At 72.6% G+C, this 19,488-nt stretch carries 17 protein-coding genes; 6 read left to right on the top strand and 11 right to left on the bottom strand.

Translation table 11 applies throughout. The features are described 5' to 3' along the window. Window positions 1-2 precede the first annotated feature (2 nt). The 7 genes from CLT72_RS09550 to CLT72_RS09580 form a co-directional block, all read right to left on the bottom strand. Window positions 3-683 (bottom strand): N-acetylmannosamine-6-phosphate 2-epimerase, encoded by a 681-nt coding sequence (locus CLT72_RS09550; protein ID WP_101410938.1) that lies wholly within the window; start codon window positions 681-683, stop codon window positions 3-5. Next, window positions 680-1,630, bottom strand: coding sequence for an ROK family protein (locus tag CLT72_RS09555; protein ID WP_101410940.1), 951 nt, complete (start codon window positions 1,628-1,630; stop codon window positions 680-682). The genes CLT72_RS09550 and CLT72_RS09555 overlap by 4 nt, the downstream gene beginning before the upstream one ends. 2 nt (window positions 1,631-1,632) lie before the next feature. Further along, a complete protein-coding gene (locus tag CLT72_RS09560) occupies window positions 1,633-2,571 on the bottom strand; it encodes a dihydrodipicolinate synthase family protein (RefSeq protein WP_101410942.1) in 939 nt (312 codons plus the stop codon). After that, window positions 2,568-3,638 (bottom strand): ABC transporter ATP-binding protein, encoded by a 1,071-nt coding sequence (locus tag CLT72_RS09565; RefSeq protein WP_101410944.1) that lies wholly within the window; start codon window positions 3,636-3,638, stop codon window positions 2,568-2,570. The genes CLT72_RS09560 and CLT72_RS09565 overlap by 4 nt, the downstream gene beginning before the upstream one ends. Then, window positions 3,635-5,593 carry a dipeptide/oligopeptide/nickel ABC transporter permease/ATP-binding protein gene (locus CLT72_RS09570; RefSeq protein ID WP_101410946.1) on the bottom strand — a complete coding sequence of 653 codons (1,959 nt, stop codon included), beginning with the start codon at window positions 5,591-5,593 and terminating at the stop codon, window positions 3,635-3,637. The genes CLT72_RS09565 and CLT72_RS09570 overlap by 4 nt, the downstream gene beginning before the upstream one ends. Further along, window positions 5,593-6,549 carry an ABC transporter permease gene (locus tag CLT72_RS09575; RefSeq protein ID WP_101410948.1) on the bottom strand — a complete coding sequence of 319 codons (957 nt, stop codon included), beginning with the start codon at window positions 6,547-6,549 and terminating at the stop codon, window positions 5,593-5,595. Before CLT72_RS09575 ends, CLT72_RS09570 begins: the two co-directional genes overlap by 1 nt. Window positions 6,550-6,652: 103 nt before the next feature. Beyond that, window positions 6,653-8,278 carry an ABC transporter substrate-binding protein gene (locus tag CLT72_RS09580; RefSeq protein WP_101410950.1) on the bottom strand — a complete coding sequence of 542 codons (1,626 nt, stop codon included), beginning with the start codon at window positions 8,276-8,278 and terminating at the stop codon, window positions 6,653-6,655. A 137-nt stretch (window positions 8,279-8,415) separates the two neighbouring features. Between CLT72_RS09580 and CLT72_RS09585 the strand changes: the two genes are divergently transcribed. The 3 genes from CLT72_RS09585 (at window position 8,416) to CLT72_RS09595 (ending at window position 11,981) form a co-directional block, all read left to right on the top strand. After that, entirely contained in the window at window positions 8,416-9,147 is a 732-nt protein-coding gene (locus CLT72_RS09585; RefSeq protein ID WP_101410952.1) for a FadR/GntR family transcriptional regulator, read from the top strand. 548 nt (window positions 9,148-9,695) lie between these two features. Beyond that, the gene (locus tag CLT72_RS09590) at window positions 9,696-11,417 is read left to right on the top strand and encodes an exo-alpha-sialidase (RefSeq protein WP_144082225.1); all 1,722 of its coding nucleotides are present in this window, start codon (window positions 9,696-9,698) and stop codon (window positions 11,415-11,417) included. A gap of 291 nt (window positions 11,418-11,708) precedes the next feature. Next, on the top strand, window positions 11,709-11,981 hold the full coding sequence (locus CLT72_RS09595; protein WP_101410956.1) for a GlsB/YeaQ/YmgE family stress response membrane protein: 273 nt from the start codon (window positions 11,709-11,711) through the stop codon (window positions 11,979-11,981). A 102-nt stretch (window positions 11,982-12,083) separates the two neighbouring features. Here the strand turns inward: CLT72_RS09595 and CLT72_RS09600 are convergent, their stop codons facing one another. The 3 genes from CLT72_RS09600 to CLT72_RS31850 form a co-directional block, all read right to left on the bottom strand. Beyond that, window positions 12,084-13,229, bottom strand: a complete 1,146-nt coding sequence (locus tag CLT72_RS09600; protein ID WP_101410958.1) for a DUF6596 domain-containing protein — start codon at window positions 13,227-13,229, stop codon at window positions 12,084-12,086. A 4-nt stretch (window positions 13,230-13,233) separates the two neighbouring features. Next, the gene (locus CLT72_RS09605; RefSeq protein WP_101410960.1) at window positions 13,234-13,641 is read right to left on the bottom strand and encodes a YciI family protein; all 408 of its coding nucleotides are present in this window, start codon (window positions 13,639-13,641) and stop codon (window positions 13,234-13,236) included. Between the two features lie 111 nt (window positions 13,642-13,752). Next, a complete protein-coding gene (locus CLT72_RS31850; protein WP_158242000.1) occupies window positions 13,753-14,031 on the bottom strand; it encodes a BON domain-containing protein in 279 nt (92 codons plus the stop codon). 332 nt (window positions 14,032-14,363) lie between these two features. Between CLT72_RS31850 and CLT72_RS09615 the strand changes: the two genes are divergently transcribed. The 3 genes from CLT72_RS09615 (at window position 14,364) to CLT72_RS09625 (ending at window position 18,469) form a co-directional block, all read left to right on the top strand. After that, window positions 14,364-16,355, top strand: coding sequence for an acyl-CoA dehydrogenase family protein (locus CLT72_RS09615; RefSeq protein WP_101415059.1), 1,992 nt, complete (start codon window positions 14,364-14,366; stop codon window positions 16,353-16,355). Between the two features lie 138 nt (window positions 16,356-16,493). After that, complete coding sequence (locus CLT72_RS09620) at window positions 16,494-17,438, top strand: GNAT family N-acetyltransferase (protein ID WP_350822504.1); 945 nt, start codon at window positions 16,494-16,496, stop codon at window positions 17,436-17,438. 203 nt (window positions 17,439-17,641) lie between these two features. Beyond that, entirely contained in the window at window positions 17,642-18,469 is an 828-nt protein-coding gene (locus CLT72_RS09625; protein WP_101410966.1) for an SDR family oxidoreductase, read from the top strand. A 115-nt stretch (window positions 18,470-18,584) separates the two neighbouring features. On the opposite strand, the gene CLT72_RS09630 is transcribed toward CLT72_RS09625, so the two are convergent. Beyond that, the gene (locus CLT72_RS09630) at window positions 18,585-19,478 is read right to left on the bottom strand and encodes an SGNH/GDSL hydrolase family protein (RefSeq protein WP_101410968.1); all 894 of its coding nucleotides are present in this window, start codon (window positions 19,476-19,478) and stop codon (window positions 18,585-18,587) included. Window positions 19,479-19,488 lie beyond the last annotated feature (10 nt).

Genomic DNA, 19,488 nt, shown 5'->3' on the forward strand with positions numbered 1-19,488 from the left:
CGCTATCGGGCGTCGGCCATGGCGGACGCGAACCAGCCGGTGATGGTGGTGGGGTGGGTGATCGCCGTGCCGACCACCACCGCCCACGCGCCGGCCCGCAGCGCCTGCGCCGCCTGGGCGGGGGTGTGGATGCGGCCCTCCGCGACCACCGGCACGTCGATCTCGCGGGCGAGCCGGGCGACCAGGTCCAGGTCCGGGCCGGGCTGCTTGCGGGTGTACGCCGTGTAGCCGGCCAGGGTGGTGCCCACCAGGTCGGCACCCGCCTCGGCGGCGGCCACCCCCTCCTCGAAGGTCGCGCAGTCGGCCATCACCAGGGCCCCGGTCCGCTCGTGGACGGCGGCGACGGTCTCGCCGAGGGTACGGCCGTCGGGCCGCGGCCGGGACGTGCCGTCGAGCGCGACGACGTGCGCGCCGGCCCGGGCCACGGCCAGCGCGTGGTCGAGCGTCGGGGTGATGAAGACGTCGTCGTCGCCGTCCTTCCAGAGCCCGATCACCGGGAGGCCGACGGCGCCCCGGATGGCCGCGATGTCCGCCAGCCCCTGGGCGCGGATGCCGGCGGCGCCGCCGGCGGCGGCGGCGAGGGCGACCCGGCGCATCGTGTCCGGGTCGCGCATCGGCTCGCCCGGGTAGGCCTGGCAGGACACCACCAGGCGGTGGCGCAGCTGTGCGACGAGCGCGTTCACGCGACGGTCTCCCAGGCGAGCGAGGCGGCGCCGAGCAGGGGTGCGTCGGCGCCGAGGGTCGAGGCCAGCACGGGCACGTCCACCAGGCCGGGCAGCGTCTCCCGCCGTACGGCGTCGCGAAGTGCCCGCCACCAGGGCTCGCCGAGCCCGGTGACGCCGCCGCCGACCACCACGGCGTGCGGGTCGAGCACGTTGACCAGCCCGCCGACGGCCGAGCCGACCGCCGTCCCGCCCAGCCGGACGACCTCCCGCGCGGTGTCGTCGCCGCCCTCGGCGCGGGCGGCCACGGACCGCAGGTCGTCAACCGGCCGACCGGTGCGCCGCGCGTACTCCTCGGCGAGGCCGGGCCCGGCGGCGATCGCTTCGAGGTGCCCGCGCCCGCCGCAGGTGCAGGGCAGCGACCCGGCGTACGGGGAGGGCTGGTGACCGGCGTGGCCGGCCGCGCTGTGGGCGCCGGCGAGCACGCCGGCGCCGACGACGAACGAGGCGCCGATGCCGGTGCCGACGGCGACGAAGAGCATCGTCTCGTGCCCGGCTGCCGGGCCGTGACGCGCCTCGCCGAGGGCGTGCGCGTGCACGTCGTTGATGACGGCCACGGGCAGGCCCGTCAGCTCCCGCAGCCGCCCGGCCAGGTCGGTGCCGGCCCAGCCGGTCAGCACGTCGGTGGCCGAGAGCACCCGGCCCGTCCGGCTGTCGACCACCCCGGCGCTGCCGACGCCGAGGGCGCGTACGCGGGTCCCCGGCGCCCTCGCCCGCAGCCGGTGGACGAGGTCGGCGGCGGTGGCGAGGACGGCGCTGGCGCCCGCCGTGCCCGGGGTGGCGGCGGTGACCCGGTCGAGGACGACCCCCTGCCCCGTCACGAGGGCGGCTGCCGTCTTCGTACCTCCGATGTCGAGCGCGGCGACCGCCTCGTCGGCGCCGGCTCCGCGATCGCGTGCCTCGGACATGCTCAGAGCAGCCCCGCCAGTTCCAGCTGCGTACGCACGCGGGCCGTCTCGTCGGCGTCGAGCGGCCGCAGGGGAAGCGACACGGCGTTGCCGTCGATGACACCGAGCAGGGCCAGCGCGGTCTTGAACGCGCCGACGCCCCTCGTCGCCCCCGCCGTCGTGGCGGGGTCGGCCGCGTCGACGATCCGGAACAGCCGGGTCAGGCGGTCCTGCTCACGCCGGGCGGTGTCCCATTCGCCACCGATGCAGGCCCGGTGCAGTCGCACGTAGCCCGCCGGGTCCACGTTGCCCAGCCCGGGAACGGAGCCGGAGGCGCCGGCGAGCATCATCGCGTCGACGACCACCTCGTGGCCGGTCAGCAGGCTGAAGCCGGTGTCCGGCGCCCGCTCGGCGATCCGCAGCACCAGTTGGCGGAACGCGACGTCGTCCCCGCTGGAATCCTTGACCCCGGCGAGGACCCCGTCGGCCGCCAGCCGGGTCAGCAGGTCCGTGGAGAGCTTGGTGTGCACGCAGACGGGAATGTCGTACGCGAACAGGGGCAGCTCGACCGACGAGGCGAGGGACCGGAAGTGCCGCTCGATCTCGTGGGGGCCGACGATGGTGTAGAAGGGCGCGGTCGCCACCAGGCCGTCGGCGCCCAGCCGCGCCGACGCCTCCGCGCGGTCCAGGACCCGCCGGGTGGTCGGTTCGATGCAGCCGGCGATGACGGGTACGGCGCCACCGACGGTCTTCACGACGGTTTCGAGGACCTGGTCCCGCTGGTTGTCGGTGAGGAAGACCGTCTCGCCCGAGCTGCCGAGCGCGAAGATGCCGTCGACGCCGGCCGCGAGCAGCCGCTCGACGAGCCGCTCCAGGGAGCGGACGTCGACCGTGCCCTCCTCGGTCAGGGGGGTGACGACCGGCGGTACGACTCCGGCGATCCGCGGGGCTGGGGTGGTCACGCTGTCTCCTCGACGTGTAGGGGGGTGGTGCGGCCCGTCGCTGCCCTGGCGAGTTCCACCAGCTCGGCGTTGCTGGACCCGGCGGGCACGGGGTGGTGGCAGCGGAACTCGTGGCCGCCGCCGTCGGCGCCCGGCTCGACCGGTGGCATGTCGGAGGCGCACACGTCGGTGGCCTTCCAGCAGCGGGTGCGGAACGGGCATCCGCTGGGTGGCCGGGTGGCCAGGGGGACGGGACCCACGAGCGGGATGGGGTCGATGGGCGAGAGCAGACCCGGCGTGGCGGAGAGGAGCGCGCGCGTGTACGGATGCTGGGCGCCCTCGGGGAGCCCGGCGGCGGGCGCCTGCTCCACGATCCGGCCGAGGTACATGGTGACCACGCGGTCGCTGATCCGCTTGACGGTCTGGATGTCGTGCGAGACGAAGACCATGGCCAGGCCGAGGCGCTCCTTGAGGTCCAGGAGCAGGTTGAGGATCTGCGCGCGTACCGAGACGTCGAGGGCGCTGGTGGGCTCGTCGGCGATCACCAGGCCCGGCTCCAGGGCCAGGGCGCGCGCGATGGAGACCCGCTGGCGTTGCCCGCCGGAGAGCTGGCTCGGCAGGACGTCGGCGACCGAGTCGGGCAGACCCACCAGGGCCATCAGCTCGGCGACGCGCTCCTCCCGCTGGCTCCTGCCGCCCCGGCGGTGCACGTCGAGCGGGTCGCGCAGGATGTCGCGTACCGGCATCCGGCGGTTCAGCGACGTGGCCGGGTCCTGGAAGACCATGCCGATGCCCGTGCCGATGAGGTGGCGCCGTTGCGACGCGGCCATCGACCACACGTCGGAGCCGGCGAAGGTGACCGTGCCGCTGGTCGGCCGCTGGAGCCCCACCAGCACCTTGGCCAGGGTGGACTTGCCGCACCCGGACTCACCGACGACGCCGATGGTCTCGCCGGCGCGGACGGTAAGGTCCGCGCCGGTGAGGGCGTACACCCGCTCCCGGTTGAACATGCCGCCGCTGCGGGTGCGGTGGACCACGTGCACGTCGCGCAGCTCGACGATCGGCTGTCGCGTGGCTGTCGCGCTCATCGGGCCAGCTCCTCTTCGCTGACGGTGACGGCCGGGTGGTGGCAGGCGTACCCGTGGGCGGCGGTGCCCGTCAGGCGGGGCGCCGTGTCGCGGCAGACCTCGGTCGCCATGGGGCAGCGGTCCGCGAAGCGGCATCCCGGTGGGAAGTCCGCCGGGGACGGCACCACGCCACGGATCTGGGTGAGCCGCTGGGCGCCGGCCTCCAGCGAGAGCACCGAGCCGAGCAGCCCCCGGGCGTAGTGGTGCGCCGGGGCCCCGACCACGTCGGCGGTGACACCGCTCTCGACGATCTGACCGCCGTACATGACGACGACCCGGTCGGCGACGTCGCTGACCAGCGCGAGGTCGTGGCTGACCAGGATCAGGGCGAAGCCCAGCCGGTCCTGTAGCCGCAGCAGCAGTTCCATCACCTGCGCCTGGACCGTCACGTCGAGCGCGGTGGTCGGCTCGTCGGCGATGATCAGGCGCGGGTCGCGGGAGAGGGCCATGGCGATCACCACGCGCTGCCGCTGCCCGCCGGAGAGCTCGTGGGGGTACGCCGCCAGGGTGCGCCCGGGGTCCAGGCCCACCAGTCCCATCAGCTCCTCGGCCGACCGGGTGCCGCCGCGGCGGATCATCTGCGCCAACTGCGGGCCGATGCGCAGCGAGGGGTTCAGCGCCGAGAGGGCGTCCTGGTAGATCATCGCGATCTCGCGGCCCATCAGGGCACGCCGCCGTTTCGCGCTCACGGTGAGCAGGTCCGTACCCGCGAAGTGGACCGCACCGCGCACCCTGGCCCCCTGGGGCAGCAGCCCCATGACCGCGAGGGACGTCAGCGACTTGCCCGAGCCCGACTCCCCCACCAGGCCGACGACCTCGCCGGGACGCACGTCGAAGCTCAGGCCGTCGACGATGTCGACGCCCCGGTGGCGTCCCTCGAACCCGATCGACAGGTCCCTGACCTCGAGCACGGGCTCGCCCTGCGGGAGGGGGCGGGCGCGCTCGCGCAGCCGCCGCGCCGCCTCCGGCAGGCCGGGCAGCTGCACGACCTCGCCGGCGCCGGGCTGTGCCCGTACCAGCGGATCGGCGGCTGGCGAGCTGGTGGCGCGCCGGGCAGCCGGGGCGGCCCAGGCGTCGGACATCCCCTCGGAGAGCACGTTCAGGGCGAGCACGGTCAGCAGGATCAGCAGGCCGGGGAAGAACGTGGCCCACCAGCCGCCGATCTGCACCATCTCCTTGCCGAAGGCGATGACCGAGCCCCACGAGGACTCCGCCTCCTGGGGGGCCAGCCCGCCACCGATGAAGGAGAGGGACGCCTCGAAGACGATGGCGTCGGCCACCATGACGGTGACGAAGACGAGGATCGGCGCGGCGCAGTTGCGCAGGACGTGTCGCCAGAGGATGTGCAGCCGGCGCGCGCCGATGATCCGCTCGGCCGCCACGTAGTCCTCCCGGTACTGCGAGAGCACGTTGGCGCGCACGATCCGCGCGACGGACGGGGTGAAGACGAAGCCGATCGCGATCACGAGGACCAGCAGGCTGTTCTTCCCGAAGGAGATGATCAGCAGGGCGGACAGCACGATGGCCGGGAAGGCCATGACGACGTCGAGGCAGCGCATCACCGCCTCGTCGACAGCGGTCCGGCTGGTTCCCGCCAGCGCGCCGAGGATCGCGCCGACGAACAGGGCGATGCCGGCGGCGCCGAAGCCGACGATCAGTGAGCGCCGGGTGCCGGCCACCAGCCGCGAGAAGACGTCGCGCCCGAGCTTGTCGAGGCCGAACCAGTGCTCGCCGTTCGGGCCGGTCAGGGCCGGGCCGAGCCCGGCCTGGGCGGGATCGTGCCGGAGAAGCAGGGGCGCGAAGATGCCGACCAGGACGATGAGCAGGACGAAGCCGAGCGCGATCCGGGAGGTGACGGTGAGCCTACTGAAGGCGATGCCGGGACGCGACAGCCGGGCGGTGAGGGTGCGACGCATCAGTGGGCTCCGCGCAGTCGAGGGTTGGCGAAGAGGTAGAGGATGTCGACAACCAGGTTCACGACGACGAACCCGACGGCGATCGTCAGGACGGTTCCCTGCGCGAGGGCGGTGTCGTTCTGCTGCACCGCGCTCATGATCTGGGTGCCCATGCCGGGCAGCGAGAAGATGGCCTCGATGACGACGGTGCCGCCGATGAGGTAGCCGATCCGCAGGCCCAGCACGGTGAGCGGGTTGACCAGCGCGTTGCGCAGCACGTTGCGGCCGATCACCACCCGGGGCGGCAGTCCGGCGCCGACGGCCGTACGGACGTAGTCCTTGTCGAGTTCCTCCACCATCGACGTGCGCACGATCCTGGCGAGCGAGCAGCCGACCGGCACGGCGAGGGCCAGCGCGGGCATGGCGAGGGACTGCAACCAGAGGCTGACCGAGTCGGCGGGATTGACGTAGCCGCCCGTCGGGAAGACCGGGCGCCGCACGGAGAACTCCTGGATGAGCAGCAGCGCCAGCCAGAACGACGGCGTGGCGATGCCCGCCATGGAGACGAACCGGATGACCTGGTCGGGCCAGCGGTCCCGGTACAGCGCGGCGGGGATGCCGAGGGCCAACGCGATGACCAGCGCGCCGACGACGCCCAGGGCGGTCAGCTGGATGGTCAGCGGCAGCGCGGTGGCGATCTTGTCGGCGACCGGCACCGACGGCGGGAAGGTCATGCCCAGGTCACCCCGGACCAGGTCACCCAGGAAGTGCAGGTAGCGCAGGGGCAGCGGGTCGTCGAGGCCGTTGGCGGCCTTGAACGCCGCGACCTGCGCGGGGGTCGCCTGGTCACCGAGCACGGACAGCGCGGGATCGATCGGGGAGAACTGCATGATCACGAAGACGAACAGCGTGATGCCCAGCACCAGGGGGATCAGGGTCAGGAGTCGTCGCGCGACCAGGCTCAGAACGCTCAGCATGGTGTCTTTCTTCTCGTCGAGGGCCGCCGAGCGTCCCGCCCGGTCCGCAGGTGGCGTGGGCCGGGCGGGACGCGTAGGGCCGGGGCTGGGCCCCGGGGCGGGCTCAGCCGCTCCGGCTGGCGCCCAGGAAGTACAGGCCGGTGGTCGCGGCGCCCGAGAAGCCGGTGAGCTTGGCGGGGTCGTACGCGGTGACGACCTTGGTGTGCAGGACGGGGTACAGCGCGGCCTCCTCGGCCGCCAGGTCGAGGGCCTGCTTCCACAGCGCCTTGCGGGCCGCCTCGTCGGAGGTCTGGGCCGCCTTGTCGAGCAGGTCGGCCATGGCCTTACGGTTCGCGTCGCTCCAGCGGTAGCGCTGCCCCGGCCACGTCTCGCCGTAGTAGAACCAGCGCATCAGCAGGTCGGTGTCGACGCCGAAGACGCTGGGGTCCCCGGTGGCCATCAGCACCCGGAAGGTGTCCTTCGGCACGATGTCGCCGTAGATGGCCGAGGAGGGCACCGTGTTCAGGCTGGCGTTGACGCCGATCTTCTTCCACTGCTCGATGACCAGCGGGGCGACGTCCTTCACCACGGAATTGTCCGTCGTGTCGAGCCGGAAGGACAGGTTCGTGACGCCGGCCTCGGCGAGCAGGGCCTTGGCCTTCTCGGGGTCGTAGTCGTAGACCGTGGCGGCCTTCTGGTAGTCCTTGTTGCCCTCGTCGAGGTAGCTCGTCGCCGGGCTGCCGTAGCCGTTGAGCGCGGTCTTGATGACCGCGTCCTTGTCGATCGCGTGGTGCAGGGCCTGGCGCACCCGCTTGTCGCTGAACGGCGCCGCCGCCGAGTTGAACATGAGGAAGACCTGGTTGAAGGCCTGCTTCACGTCGACGGTGTACTTGCCCTTGAGCGCGTCGACGTTGAGGTAGGGCACCGACTCGATGGCCTGGACGCGGCCGCCCTGCAGGTCCGACACCCGGGCCGAGGCCTCGGTGGTGGTGTTCCACGTCATCGTGTCCACCTTGGCGGGCCGGGGGCCGGCGTAGTTCGGGTTCCTGCTCAGCTTGATGCCCGACTCCTTGGACGCGCTGTCCATCTTGAACGGGCCGGAGCCGATCGGTGCGGTGTCGAAGGCCTTCGCGGCGGCGGCGTCCGCCGTCTTCGCCTTGGGGACGATCTTGATGACCGAGATGCGCTCGGCGAACAGGGCGAACGGGTACTTCAGCGTGAACTCGACCGTCGTGGCGTCCTTGGCGTCGACCGAGTCGATGAACGAGACGAACCCCTGCATCAGCGGCGGCGTCTTGGGGTCCGCCGGCTTGAGTACCCGGGTGAAGGACCAGGCCACGTCCTCGGCCGTGACGGGGGTGCCGTCGGAGAACTTCGCGCCGTCACGCAGCGACACGGTGTAGGTGCGCCCGTCGGCGCTGGCCGTCGGGTCGTCCTTGGCCAGCGCCCGGTAGGGTTCCCGGGTGACCGGGTCAAGATCCACGAGGCCCTCGAAGATGTGCTGGTTGACCGCCGTCGCCACCGCCGAGGAGGCGTTGGCGGGATCGAACCCGCTGGAGAGGGTGAACGCCAACGTGGTCTCGATCGACGATCCCCCCTTACCGTCGCCGACGGCGTTGGTCGATGCAGGGCCGCCGCTGCACGCCGCCAGCCCGATCGCCAGGGTCGCTGCGACGGACGCGATGGCCAGTGAGCGGACCCGGCGCGGGGGGACGCGTCGGCTCCTCGGCGGCTTACCAGTGGTGCTCACGGAGATGCCTCCATAGGCTCTTCATGCGCTCGCGTCACCGCTCGCGCTTGGGGGTTTCGAAGTTATGGGTATGACGTCTGACGTCTGATGCCGATAGGCTGAGCGTGTCAGATTCATGAACGAAGGGCAAGGGGCAGATGACGACCATTGACGCGACTCCGCTACGCGGCACGGAGCGCCCGGGTCCCCGCCGGCAGGAGGTCGCGACCAGGATCAAGGAGTACATCCTGCGCAACCGCCTCAAGCCGGGCAACCTCCTGCCCACCGAGATCGAGCTGTGCGAGGCGGTGGGGGCCAGCCGCTCCAGCGTCCGCGAGGCGGTCAAGATCCTCTCCGCCCTCGACATCGTCGAGGTACGGCACGGCCACGGCACCTTCGTCGGACGCATGTCCCTCAACGCCCTCGTGGAGAGCCTCGCCTTCCGTGGCCTGCTGAGCGGCGAGGAGGACCACCACGTGCTGGGGCAGGTCGTGGACGTCCGGCAGACCCTCGAGCAGGGGCTGGCGGCCCAGGCCATCGACGTCCTCGGCGAGGAGCACCGCGCGGAGCTCTCCGCGCTCGCCGACGAGATGGAGAACCTGGCCGCCCAGGGCAAGGACTTCCTCGAGGTCGACCGGGCGTTCCACCTCAAGTTGATGGAGCCCCTCGGCAACGACCTGATCCTCCAGCTCACCGAGGCGTTCTGGCAGGTACAGGCCATCGTGGCCCCCACGCTGCGCACCGAGCCGGAGGACCGGGTGATCACCGCCCAGCGGCACCGGGCGATCGTGGACGCCGTCGCGGCCGGCGACCCCGCCGGCCTGCGCTCCGCCATCGCCGAGCACTACGCGCCCATCCGGGCGAGCATCGCGCGCGCCGTCCAGCCCTGAGCCGGCAGACGGCGACCCACCTCCCCCCGACCCCGCACGCCCGCGACAGCGCCCGACCCCGCACGCCCACGCGAGCGACCGCGCCGCACCGCGCCGCACCGCGCCGCACCGCACCGCACCAGGTTCTCGGCCGGCGCCCGCTCGCGGGCGACCCGACCGAAGGCGTACGCCGCACCGGCCCACCGGCGGGCACGAGGATGCCCGCCGTGGCGCAGCGTGCCGTCCGGCCGGCCGTCACACCCGCCCGGCCCGCGCCCGTGGGCAGACCCGCCAGCACCCGCCGTCGGCCGGACAGCTCCGGGGCGGTGGCAGGTGGACACGTCCCCAGCACCCGCCCTCGGCCGGACAACTTCGGGGCGGTGGCAGGTGGACACGTCCCGCGCCGGCGTCGACGCCTGCCCATCGATCGATCTCTTGACGGCCGGCGCGGCGCCCCTTAGCGTCAGGACATCGGACATCCGACGTCTTATGGCTGATTCGGCTCTCCGATTCCCCACCCGTCCCGGAAGGAATCCCCCGTGCCTCCTGCCCGCGCCATACCGCGCCGAGTGACAGCCGTCGTGGCCGCCCTACTCGGCCTGGCCGCGCTCCTGCCCGCCACGCCGGCCCACGCCGCTCCCGCCGGAGTGGGCGCGACGGTCAGCGCCGACTGCACGACCAGCCGGCTGCTCCTGCTGCTGGACAACCGCAGCACCACCACACAGACGTTCACCGTCACCTGGCCCGGGCGCGCCAACTCCCCGTGGACCCGGACGGTCGCCGCCGGCAGCAGCGCACAGCTCTACTGGACCCTGGCGGCCGGCACGGCGTACACGCTGCGCACGACCACCCCGACGGGTCTGGACGACACCTCCGCCGGCGTGTTCCACTGCGGCACCGGCATGTCCGCGCTGACCGGCTTCGACTGCACCGCCGGCCGCCTCCAGCTCATCCTGGAGAACCGCACCACCACCGCCCGCGACTTCACCGTCACGTGGCCCGGGCGCACCGGCTCACCGTGGACCCGCACGGTCGCCGCGGGCGGCAACTTCCTGCACTACTGGACGGTCGGCAGCGGCACCCCGTACACCCTGCGGGTCACCGCCCCGGGCTTCGACACCACGCTGCGGGGCACCACCGCGTGCGACATGGCCGCCGGCAACCCGCAGCTGACCACGACGACGCTGCTGACCACGCAGACCGTCATCCGCAACCTCAACGGCGCGGGCGGCCGCTACGACGGCACCGTCGCCTCGGTCCGCATCCCCGGCATGGCCGTCACGAACAACGGCACCGTCATCGCCGTGGCCGACGCGCGGGTCGACGGCTCGTACGACCTCGGCGGCGGCACCAACAACATCCAGATCGCCATGATCCGCAGCACCGACGGCGGCCGCACCTTCGAGCAGCCGCGCGTCATCCACGCCCCCGCCACCACCGGTGAGGGGGCGGGCGATCCCAGCCTGCTGGTCGACCGCGCCACCGGCACCGTCTACTGCTTCTTCACGTACTCCCCCAGGCCGGGCATCAGCTTCTGGTCGGGCAGTTCCGGACTCAACACGGCCGACGACCCGAACAGCATGCACCTGCGGTACATCACGAGCCGGGACGACGGCGCCACCTGGAGCGCGCCGGTGGAGCTGAACCCGGCGATCAAGGACCCGGGCTGGCGGCAGGTGTTCTTCTCCTCCGGCCACGGTATCCAGACCAGCACCGGGCGCCTGGTCCAGCCGATCGCCTACCGGGACGCGGCCGGCACCAGTCACGCCGGCAACATCTACAGCGACGACCACGGCGTGACGTGGCGGCGGGGCGGCTCCGCCGGCGGGAACATCAACGAGAGCAAGGCGATCGAGCGCGGCACCGGAGCCGTCGTGCAGAACATGCGCCACAACTCGACCCGCAGCCGCTTCTACGCCACGTCCACCGACGGCGGCGCGACGTTCGGCCCGGCGACGGCCAGCGCCGCGCTGACCGATCCGCTGTGCAACGCCGACGAGTTGTCCTACCTGCGCCCGTCGGACGTGGGCGCGAACGGGGCGCCGGCGCGCACCCGTACGGCGCTGTTCAGCAACAACGCCCACCCCACCGCGCGCAACGACCTCACCGTCCGGCTGTCCACCGACGACGGCGCCAGCTGGCCGGCCCGGGCGCTGATCAAGCCGGGCGGGGCGGGCTACTCGACCATGGCCGTGCTGGCCGACGGGAAGGTCGGCAACCTGTACGAGGTCGGCAACACCGGAGGCATCCACTTCGCCCGCTTCACCCTCGACTGGGTCAAGGCGGCCTGACGCGGAACCCGGCCGGGTGCCGTACGCACCGCGGCACCCGGCCGGGTTCCCGCCGACGGGGAACGTTGCGGTGTGGCGGCGTTGCGCGTGTTCCGGCCCGCCGGGTCCGGTTCGGGGTTACGGTGGGGCAGGCATGGACTCACTCTCCGTGATCATGCGTTACGGGCCGCCAGTACGGGGCGTCCTCCGTCCCTGCTGAGGCGCCTGACGGCCGACACGGCGAGGGTTTCGACGCCGACGGGGCTGGGCAAGATCAGAACCGACGACAACCCCTCTGGAGGGACGACTCTCGTGGAAGTTACCGGCTTCTTCACCGCGATCATCATCGGTCTGATCATCGGCGCGCTGGGTCGGCTGGTCGTACCGGGCAAGCAGAACATCCCGATCTGGCTGACCCTGCTCATCGGCGTTGTCGCCGCGATCCTCGGCACCCTCGTCGCCGGCGCCCTCGGTGTCGACGACACCAGGGGCATCGACTGGATCGAGCTGGCCATCCAGATCATCTTCGCCGCGATCGGTGTGGCCGTCGTCGCGGGCGCCTACGGTCGCCGCCGGATTCGCTGACCGCGCAGCGCGTACGCCGGCCCGTCCCCCCAGGGGGCGGGCCGGCGCTGCTGTCCGCGCGACACCGGTGCACCGTTCCCGGTGTCACCACCAGTCCGGCCGTCAGGGGCACCGGCGGGTGTTGAGCCGGGCGGCCTGGCGGGTCAGGTGGGCGCGTTCGGCGAGGTTGGGCGCCTTCCGGGCCGCCTCCGCGTACAGCCGGGCCGCCGTCGCCAGGTCGCCGTCGCGCTCGTGGAGGTAGGCCGCCACCGCCGTGTGGCGGGGCAGCGAGTCGTCCAGCGCCGCGAGCGCGGCGAGTCCGGCACGCGGCCCGTCGGCCTCGCCGACCGCCACGGCGCGGTTGAGCCGTACGACGGGGCTGTCGGTCAGGCGCACGAGTTCGTCGTACCACTCGACGATCTGCACCCAGTCGGTCTCCTCGGCGGTGGGCGCGTCGGCGTGCAGCGCGGCGATGGCGGCCTGGGCCTGGAACTCGCCCAGCCGGTCGCGGGCGAGGGCCGCCTGGAGGATGACGACGCCCTCGGCGATCGACGTGGTGTCCCACCGGCCGCGGTCCTGCGCGGCGAGCGGCACCAGGCTGCCGTCGGGCGCGGTCCGGGCGCGGCGCCGCGCGTGGTGCAGCAGCATGAGGGCGAGCAGCCCCGCCACCTCGGGGTGGTCGATCGCGGCCGCGAGCTGCCGGGTGAGCCGGACGGCCTCGGCGGCGAGGTCGACGTCGCCGGAGTAGCCCTCGTTGAAGACCAGGTAGAGCACGCGCAGCACGGTGGCGACGTCGCCCGGCTGGTCGAACCGTACGCCGGCCACGGTGCGCTTGGCGCGGCTGATGCGCTGCGCCATGGTCGCCTCGGGCACCAGGTACGCCTGGGCGATCTGGCGGGTGGTCAGTCCGCCGACGGCGCGCAGCGTGAGCGCGACCGCGGACGACGGCGTCAGCGACGGGTGGGCGCACAGGAAGTAGAGCTGGAGCGTGTCGTCGGCCACGGGCACGGGCCCGGGCGTCGGCTCCTCGTCGAGGAGGTCCTCACGCCGGCGGCGGGCCACGTCGGAGCGGGTCGCGTCGAGGAACCGGCGCCAGGCCACGGCGACCAGCCAGCCCTTCGCGTCGCGCGGCGGGTCGGCCGGCCACGTCCGGACCGCGTCGAGCAGCGCGTCCTGAACGGCGTCCTCGGCCGCCGCGAAGTCGGCTCCGCGGCGGACGAGGACGCCGAGCACCGCCGGCGTGAGGCTCCGGAGCAGTGCCTCGTCCATCAGGTCACTCGGTGATGGTGGGCGGCGCGGTCAGGAACGGGCGCAGCTCCAGCCACTCGTGGATCGGCTTCCCGCCCGCCCCCGGGGCCGCCGACAGTTCCCCGGCCAGTTCGACGGCGCGCTCGTAGCTGTCGACGTCGATCACCATCCAGCCGGCGATGAGGTCCTTGGTCTCGGCGAACGGGCCGTCGGTGACCGGCGGGCGCCCCTCACCGTCGTACCGGACGAACGTCCCCTCGGGGGCGAGGGCCTGGCCGTCGACGAACTCGCCGGTGCCCTCGAGCCGGGTCGCGAAGTCGTCCATGTACTGCATGTGCGCCGAGATCTCCTCCGGCGTCCACTGGTCCATGGGCACGTCGTTGACCGCGGCCGGTGCGCCACGGTAGTGCTTGAGCAGCAGGTACTTGGCCATGATGTCTCTCCTCGGTGCTGGCGCCGACCATTGTGGTCGCGTTCATGGCAGGGACGGAGCCAGTCGAGGATTCTCGACATCGCCGTGGAGATTCTTCTCGGGTCTCCGCGGTCACGCGTCGGAGGGTGGGCACAGCCGGTTGTTCACGTCGTGCACGCCAGGGATGCTCCACGCGAGGGCGTGGGCACGAGCCTTCAGGGCGGGCTCGCCGACCGCTCCTTCCAGGATCGCCACGCGGTTCTGCACCTCGATGCAGATGCGCTCGTGCCGCAGCAGCGGATCGCGCTGCATCCGGTCGAGCAGCCGGCAGGCCAATCGGGCGTCCGCCGAGGTGGGCTCGGCACGGAACTGCGACGGCAGGCCGTCGGGGAACAACCAGGGGTACGTCACGACTAGCTCCTCACGTCTTGGCGTCTCCCGGAGAGCCCTACCCCGCAGGCTCCGCCGCAATACGACAACCCCGTGACGATTCGCGCCCGGGACGGTGACGAGCCACGGCGGCGGAGGATCGGACGTGTGCGCCTGCCGTCGCGCGGGTAGATGCCTTGCCGGGGACGACGGGAGCGGTCGGCGACGAGCGCGACCGTGCGGGGGCGCCGGCGGCACGACACGGCGATGGTGTCCCGTCTCACCGCGATCTCGCTCGCCAGGCCACCGCAGGTGGCGGGTAGTGTTGATTGGGCAGAGACGTACCGATATGTCCGCCATTTCGAGGGGTGACCATGCCCGATCACGCGTCCGACCGCATCGACCTCGCCCGCCTGCGGGAAACGCTCGACGGGCCGTGGGCCGACGTCCGCAACGCGCACCGGGACCACCTCGACGCGCGCTTCCTCCCGGTGTACGGCGAGACCGGCGACCAGGCACGTGAGCGGATCACCCGGCTGCTCTCCGAACTCCCCGTCGAGCTGGGCATCGCGTCGGCCTTCCCCACCGAGTACGGCGGCAGGGGCGACGTCGGCGGCTCGATCGTGGCCTGCGAGATGCTGGCGCAGGTCGACCTGTCGCTGATGGTCAAGGCAGGCGTGCAGTGGGGCCTGTTCGGCGGCGCGGTCGCGGCCCTCGGCACCCGGCGGCACCACGACGCCTACCTGCGGGACATCGTCTCGGGCGAGATCTTCGGCTGCTTCGCGATGACCGAGACCGGCCACGGCTCCGACGTCCAGCAGCTGCGCACCACCTGCACGTACGACCCGCAGACGCAGACCTTCGACCTGCACACCCCGCACGAGGCGGCCCGCAAGGACTACATCGGCAACGCGGCCCGCGACGGGCGGATGGCGGTCGTCTTCGCGCAACTGATCACCGGTGGACGGCGGCACGGCGTACACGCGTGGCTGGTCCCGATCCGCGACGCGCAGGGCAGAACGCTGCCCGGCGTGACCATCGGCGACGCCGGAGCCAAGGCCGGCCTGCTCGGCGTCGACAACGGACGGCTCAGCTTCGACCACGTGCGGGTGCCCCGGGACATGCTGCTGGACCGCTACGGTCAGGTCGCGGAGGACGGGACGTACTCCAGCCCGATCGAGAACGACTCCCGGCGTTTCTTCACGATGCTCGGCACGCTGGTCCGGGGCCGGGTGAGCGTGGGCGGGGCCGCGTCGGCGGCCACCAGGTCGGCGCTGGCCATCGCGGTGCGCTACGGCGACATCCGCCGCCAGTTCGGCACGCCCGACGCGGAGCGGGAGGTGCTGCTCAACGACTACCTGGCCCACCAACGCAAGCTGCTGCCCGCCCTGGCCACCACGTACGCGTTGCACTTCGCCCAGGCCGAGCTGGTGGCCGCGCTGAGCGAGGCGCAGGGCGGCGACGAGCCGGTCGACGAGCACCGGCAACGGGAGCTGGAGTCCCGCGCCGCCGGTCTCAAGGCCGCGCAGACCTGGCACGCGACCCGCACCATCCAGATGTGCCGCGAGGCGTGCGGCGGCGCCGGCTACCTGTCCGAGAACCGGCTGCCCAGCCTCAAGGCCGACACCGACGTCTTCACCACCTTCGAGGGCGACAACACGGTGCTGCTGCAACTGGTGGCCAAGGGGCTGCTCACCGGCTACCGGGACGAGTTCGGCTCGTTGGACGGCTGGGGGCGCGCCTCGTTCGTCGCCGAACAGGTCCGCGAGATGGTGCTCGAACGCACCGCCGCGCGCTCGCTCATCGAGCGGATGATCAGCGCCGTGCCCGGCCGCGACGACGAGGTCGCCGTCACCGACCGCGGCTGGCAGCTCAAGGTCTTCGAGGACCGCGAGAGACACCTCCTCGACGGCGCCGTCCGGCGCCTGCGCAACGGAGCGGCTACCAAGCAGGACCGCCCGTTCGACATCTTCAACGACGTCCAGGACCACGTCCTCGCCGTCGCCGCCGCGCACGTCGACCGGGTCACCCTGGAGGCGTTCGTCGCCGGCATCGAGGACACCGCCGACCCGGCCGTCCGGGCGCTGCTCTCCCGCGTCTGCGACCTGTACGCGCTCAGCGTCATCGAGGCCCACAAGGGATGGTTCCTGGAGCACGGCCGTCTCACGCCGGCCCGTTCCAAGGCGATCACCGCTGTGGTGAACGGTCTGCTCAGGGAACTACGCCCGCACATGCGGACCCTCGTGGACGGCTTCGGCATCCCGGACGCGTGGCTGCACTGCGCCATCCTGCGCGAGGAACCCCTGCGGCAGGAGACCATGGCCGCGCACGACGCCGCCGGGGATCCGCAGGCGGTACCGGCGTAAGGCGGATTCCGACACCAGGACCCGGGTCGTGACTCGCGACCCGTGGCGTGCCATGTCGCGGCCCGTCCCGAAAATCCGATGCCGACGGACGGGCCGGTGGCTACGTTGCGGGACATGTCCCGAGTCAGAGTACGGCCGATGGAGTCCGCCGATCTGGCCGCGTGCGGCGCGCTGCTGGCCGAACGGCACCGCCGGCACCGGACGGCCGAGCCGCTGCTGTCCGCGCGGTTCTGTGCGGTCGACGCCGCGCTGCGCGAGCTGACCGCCGCGTTCGAGACGAGCGGCGCATCAGGCGCGGTGGCACTGCGCGACGCCGTTCCGGTCGGCTTCGTCCTCGGAGCCCCCAAATCGTCACCGGTGTGGGGGCCGAACATCTGGGTGGAGGCGGCGGGGCAGGCGGTGACCGACGCAGAGGTGGTACGGGACCTGTACGCGGCGGCGGCGACCCGATGGGTCGCAGAAGGCCGGACGGCCCACTACGTGCTGGTGCCGGCGCACGACGCCGACCTCGTCCGGGCCTGGTTCCGCCTCGGTTTCGGGCAGCAGCAGGCGCACGCCGTCAGGCCTGCGGTCAGGACGCGGACCGTCGACGTCGCGGGGGTGTCGGTGCGTCGGGCCGGTCGTCCCGACATCCCGGCACTTGCCGAGCTCGACCTCGAACTCCCCCGGCAACACGGCTCGTCCCCGACGTTCTCCCCCGGCGTGCTGTCGACCGTCGAGGAGAACCTGGCCGAGTGGGAGGAGGGCATCGCCGACACCGGACTCGCCACGTTCGTGGCCGAGTCGGACGGCCACGTGGTCGGTTCGGCCATCGGATGTGCTCTGGAGAAGTCGGGTTCGCATCTGGGTCTGGCCCGCCCGGACAACGCCGGATTCCTCGGCTTCGCCGCTGTCTTCCCCCACGCGCGGGGCAGGGGCGCGGGCCGGGCACTCGGCGGGGCCGTCATCGACTGGGCCGTCGACAGTGGATTCGACAGCGTGGTGACCGACTGGCGGGTGACGAACCTGCTCGCGTCGCGCACCTGGCCGGCACTCGGATTCACCGAGTCCTTCCTCCGGCTGCACCGTACCGTCGCCACCTGACCCTCGTCGGCACGGAACGCACGTCGCTCCCGGGGAGCTCGGCGGTGCCGGGGAGCTCGACGGTGCGCGGCCAGGGCGGACGAGCCGCGCCGGGTACCCGACGAATCCGGTTGGCGACAGCCGTTGTCCCTTCACCCGCGTCGACGCCCCTGACACTCTGCTTCCGACGGGTGACCCTCCGGGTTGGGGAAAGGTCGACAGCGATGGCGAAGCGATGGTTGATCACGGGGTGTTCGAGCGGACTCGGCCGGGCCCTCGCAGCCCGACTCGCCGCCGAGGGGGAACAGGTGGTGGCGACGGCCCGGCGGCCGGAGACCCTCGACGAACTGGTGGCCCGGCATCCGGGCAACCTGGTGGCCGCCGCCCTGGACGTACGGGATCCGGCGCAGTGCGCGGAGGCGGTCGAGCGGGCGGTGGACGCCTTCGGTGGCGTCGACGTCCTGGTGAACAACGCCGCCTACGGGCAGTTCGGCACCTTCGAGGAGGTCTCCGACGCGGAACTCGCCGCGCAGTTCGACACCAACGTCTTCGGGCCGTGGCGGCTCACCCGGGCCGTACTGCCGGTGTGGCGGGCGCAGCGCCACGGGCACGCGGTCTTCGTCAGCTCGGTCGCCGGTGTGGTCCCCTTCCCCGGGTTGGCCGCGTACACGGCGAGCAAGTTCGCGATGGAGGGTGCGGCCGAGTCGCTGGCCGCCGAGGCCGGGCACCTCGGGGTGAAGGTCACCATCCTTCAGCCGGGCGGCTTCGCCACCGGCTACAGCGCCAACCTGGTCATGCCGGAGCACCGGATCGCGGACTACACGCCCGTCAGCGACGGCCTGCTCGGCGCGCTGCGCGGCATGAACACCAAGGTCGAGGTGAACTCTCCGGCACTCTTCGCGGACGTGGTCTGGCGGCTCGGTCAGATGGAGTCGCCGCCGCTACGGCTGCCGGTGGGACCGGACTCGGAGACCTTCCTGGAGGCCGCCTACGACGCCCGGCGCAGCGAGTACGACCAGGTCGTCAAGGCGGGCCATCACATCGTCGCGTGACCCCGGCCCGGAACCGGCCGGGTCCGCGGTTCCCCGCGCCTGAGGCGGCAGCCGCGCTCTGTCCGGTCCGGAGACCGGGCAGAGCGCGGCGTGGCCCCGTGGGCCGACGGGTCGGTCAGCCGTTCAGCTTGGCCAGCAGCGCGTTGGCCATGCCCTGCTCGCCCCTGGCGTTGGGGTGGAACGGGGCCGCGGCGTTCTGCGGGATCAGCCCCTCGACCCACCGGGTGCCGCTGCTCTTGCACGTGTCGTGGCCGACCGACGGGGCGTAGACATCGGCGTAGCTGGCGTCGTTCGCGGCCGCGGTGGCGGCGAGCATCGTGTTCAGCGACTTCTGGACGCTGCGCAGGTACGGCACGTCCTGGTAGGCGATCGGCACCACCGGCCAGCAGCCGTAGCCGCTGTCGGGCAGGATCGCCGGGTACCCGAGCACCACGACCCGCGCGCCCGGGGCGGCCCGGCGGACCGCCTGCAGCACGGCGGTCACCTTCGGCGCGGTGGCGGCGATCCTGGCCTGCAACTGGTCGACGCCACCGGCGGTGTACCGGTTCTTGCACGGGGATCCGAGCGGGCTCTTGAGGCTCGCCTCCGCGCAGTCGCTGATGATGCCGGAGAAGCCGATGTCGTTGCCGCCGATCTGCACGGTGACCAGGCTCGTGTTCGAGGTGACGGCGCTGAGCTGCGGCGGCAGCGAGATGCCCAGGGCGCCGCTGCCGCCGACGAGGATGTCCTCGGTGGTGGCGCCGGAGCAGCTCACGTCGGCGAACGACGACGAGCCGGCGGAGGCCGCGACCAGCGACGGGTAGTTGCGGTTGGAGCGCAGGCAGTTCAGGTCCACCTGGGTGGGGACCAGCGGGGCGGAGGTGTACGAGTCACCGAGCGCGACGTAGCGCCCGGTGGGTGCGGCGGCGTTGGCCGGTACGGCGAAGGCGAGCAGCACACCGGCGGTGGCCGCGGCGAACGCGGCGAGCCGGCTGGCCGCCCGGAGCAACGGCAGGCGGGGACGGGTCATGGCATCTCCC

This window comes from Micromonospora sp. CNZ309 (assembly GCF_002846525.1).

Coding starts and splice junctions, on each gene's coding strand:
- CLT72_RS09575 (WP_101410948.1), bottom strand. CDS start 6,549: ATGCTGAGCGTTCTGAGCCTGGTCGCGCGACGACTCCTGACCCTGATC.
- CLT72_RS09630 (WP_101410968.1), bottom strand. CDS start 19,478: ATGACCCGTCCCCGCCTGCCGTTGCTCCGGGCGGCCAGCCGGCTCGCC.
- CLT72_RS09620 (WP_350822504.1), top strand. CDS start 16,494: ATGGAGTCCGCCGATCTGGCCGCGTGCGGCGCGCTGCTGGCCGAACGG.
- CLT72_RS09565 (WP_101410944.1), bottom strand. CDS start 3,638: ATGAGCGCGACAGCCACGCGACAGCCGATCGTCGAGCTGCGCGACGTG.
- CLT72_RS09605 (WP_101410960.1), bottom strand. CDS start 13,641: ATGGCCAAGTACCTGCTGCTCAAGCACTACCGTGGCGCACCGGCCGCG.
- CLT72_RS09585 (WP_101410952.1), top strand. CDS start 8,416: ATGACGACCATTGACGCGACTCCGCTACGCGGCACGGAGCGCCCGGGT.
- CLT72_RS09615 (WP_101415059.1), top strand. CDS start 14,364: ATGCCCGATCACGCGTCCGACCGCATCGACCTCGCCCGCCTGCGGGAA.
- CLT72_RS09625 (WP_101410966.1), top strand. CDS start 17,642: ATGGCGAAGCGATGGTTGATCACGGGGTGTTCGAGCGGACTCGGCCGG.
- CLT72_RS09600 (WP_101410958.1), bottom strand. CDS start 13,229: ATGGACGAGGCACTGCTCCGGAGCCTCACGCCGGCGGTGCTCGGCGTC.
- CLT72_RS09555 (WP_101410940.1), bottom strand. CDS start 1,630: ATGTCCGAGGCACGCGATCGCGGAGCCGGCGCCGACGAGGCGGTCGCC.
- CLT72_RS09570 (WP_101410946.1), bottom strand. CDS start 5,593: ATGCGTCGCACCCTCACCGCCCGGCTGTCGCGTCCCGGCATCGCCTTC.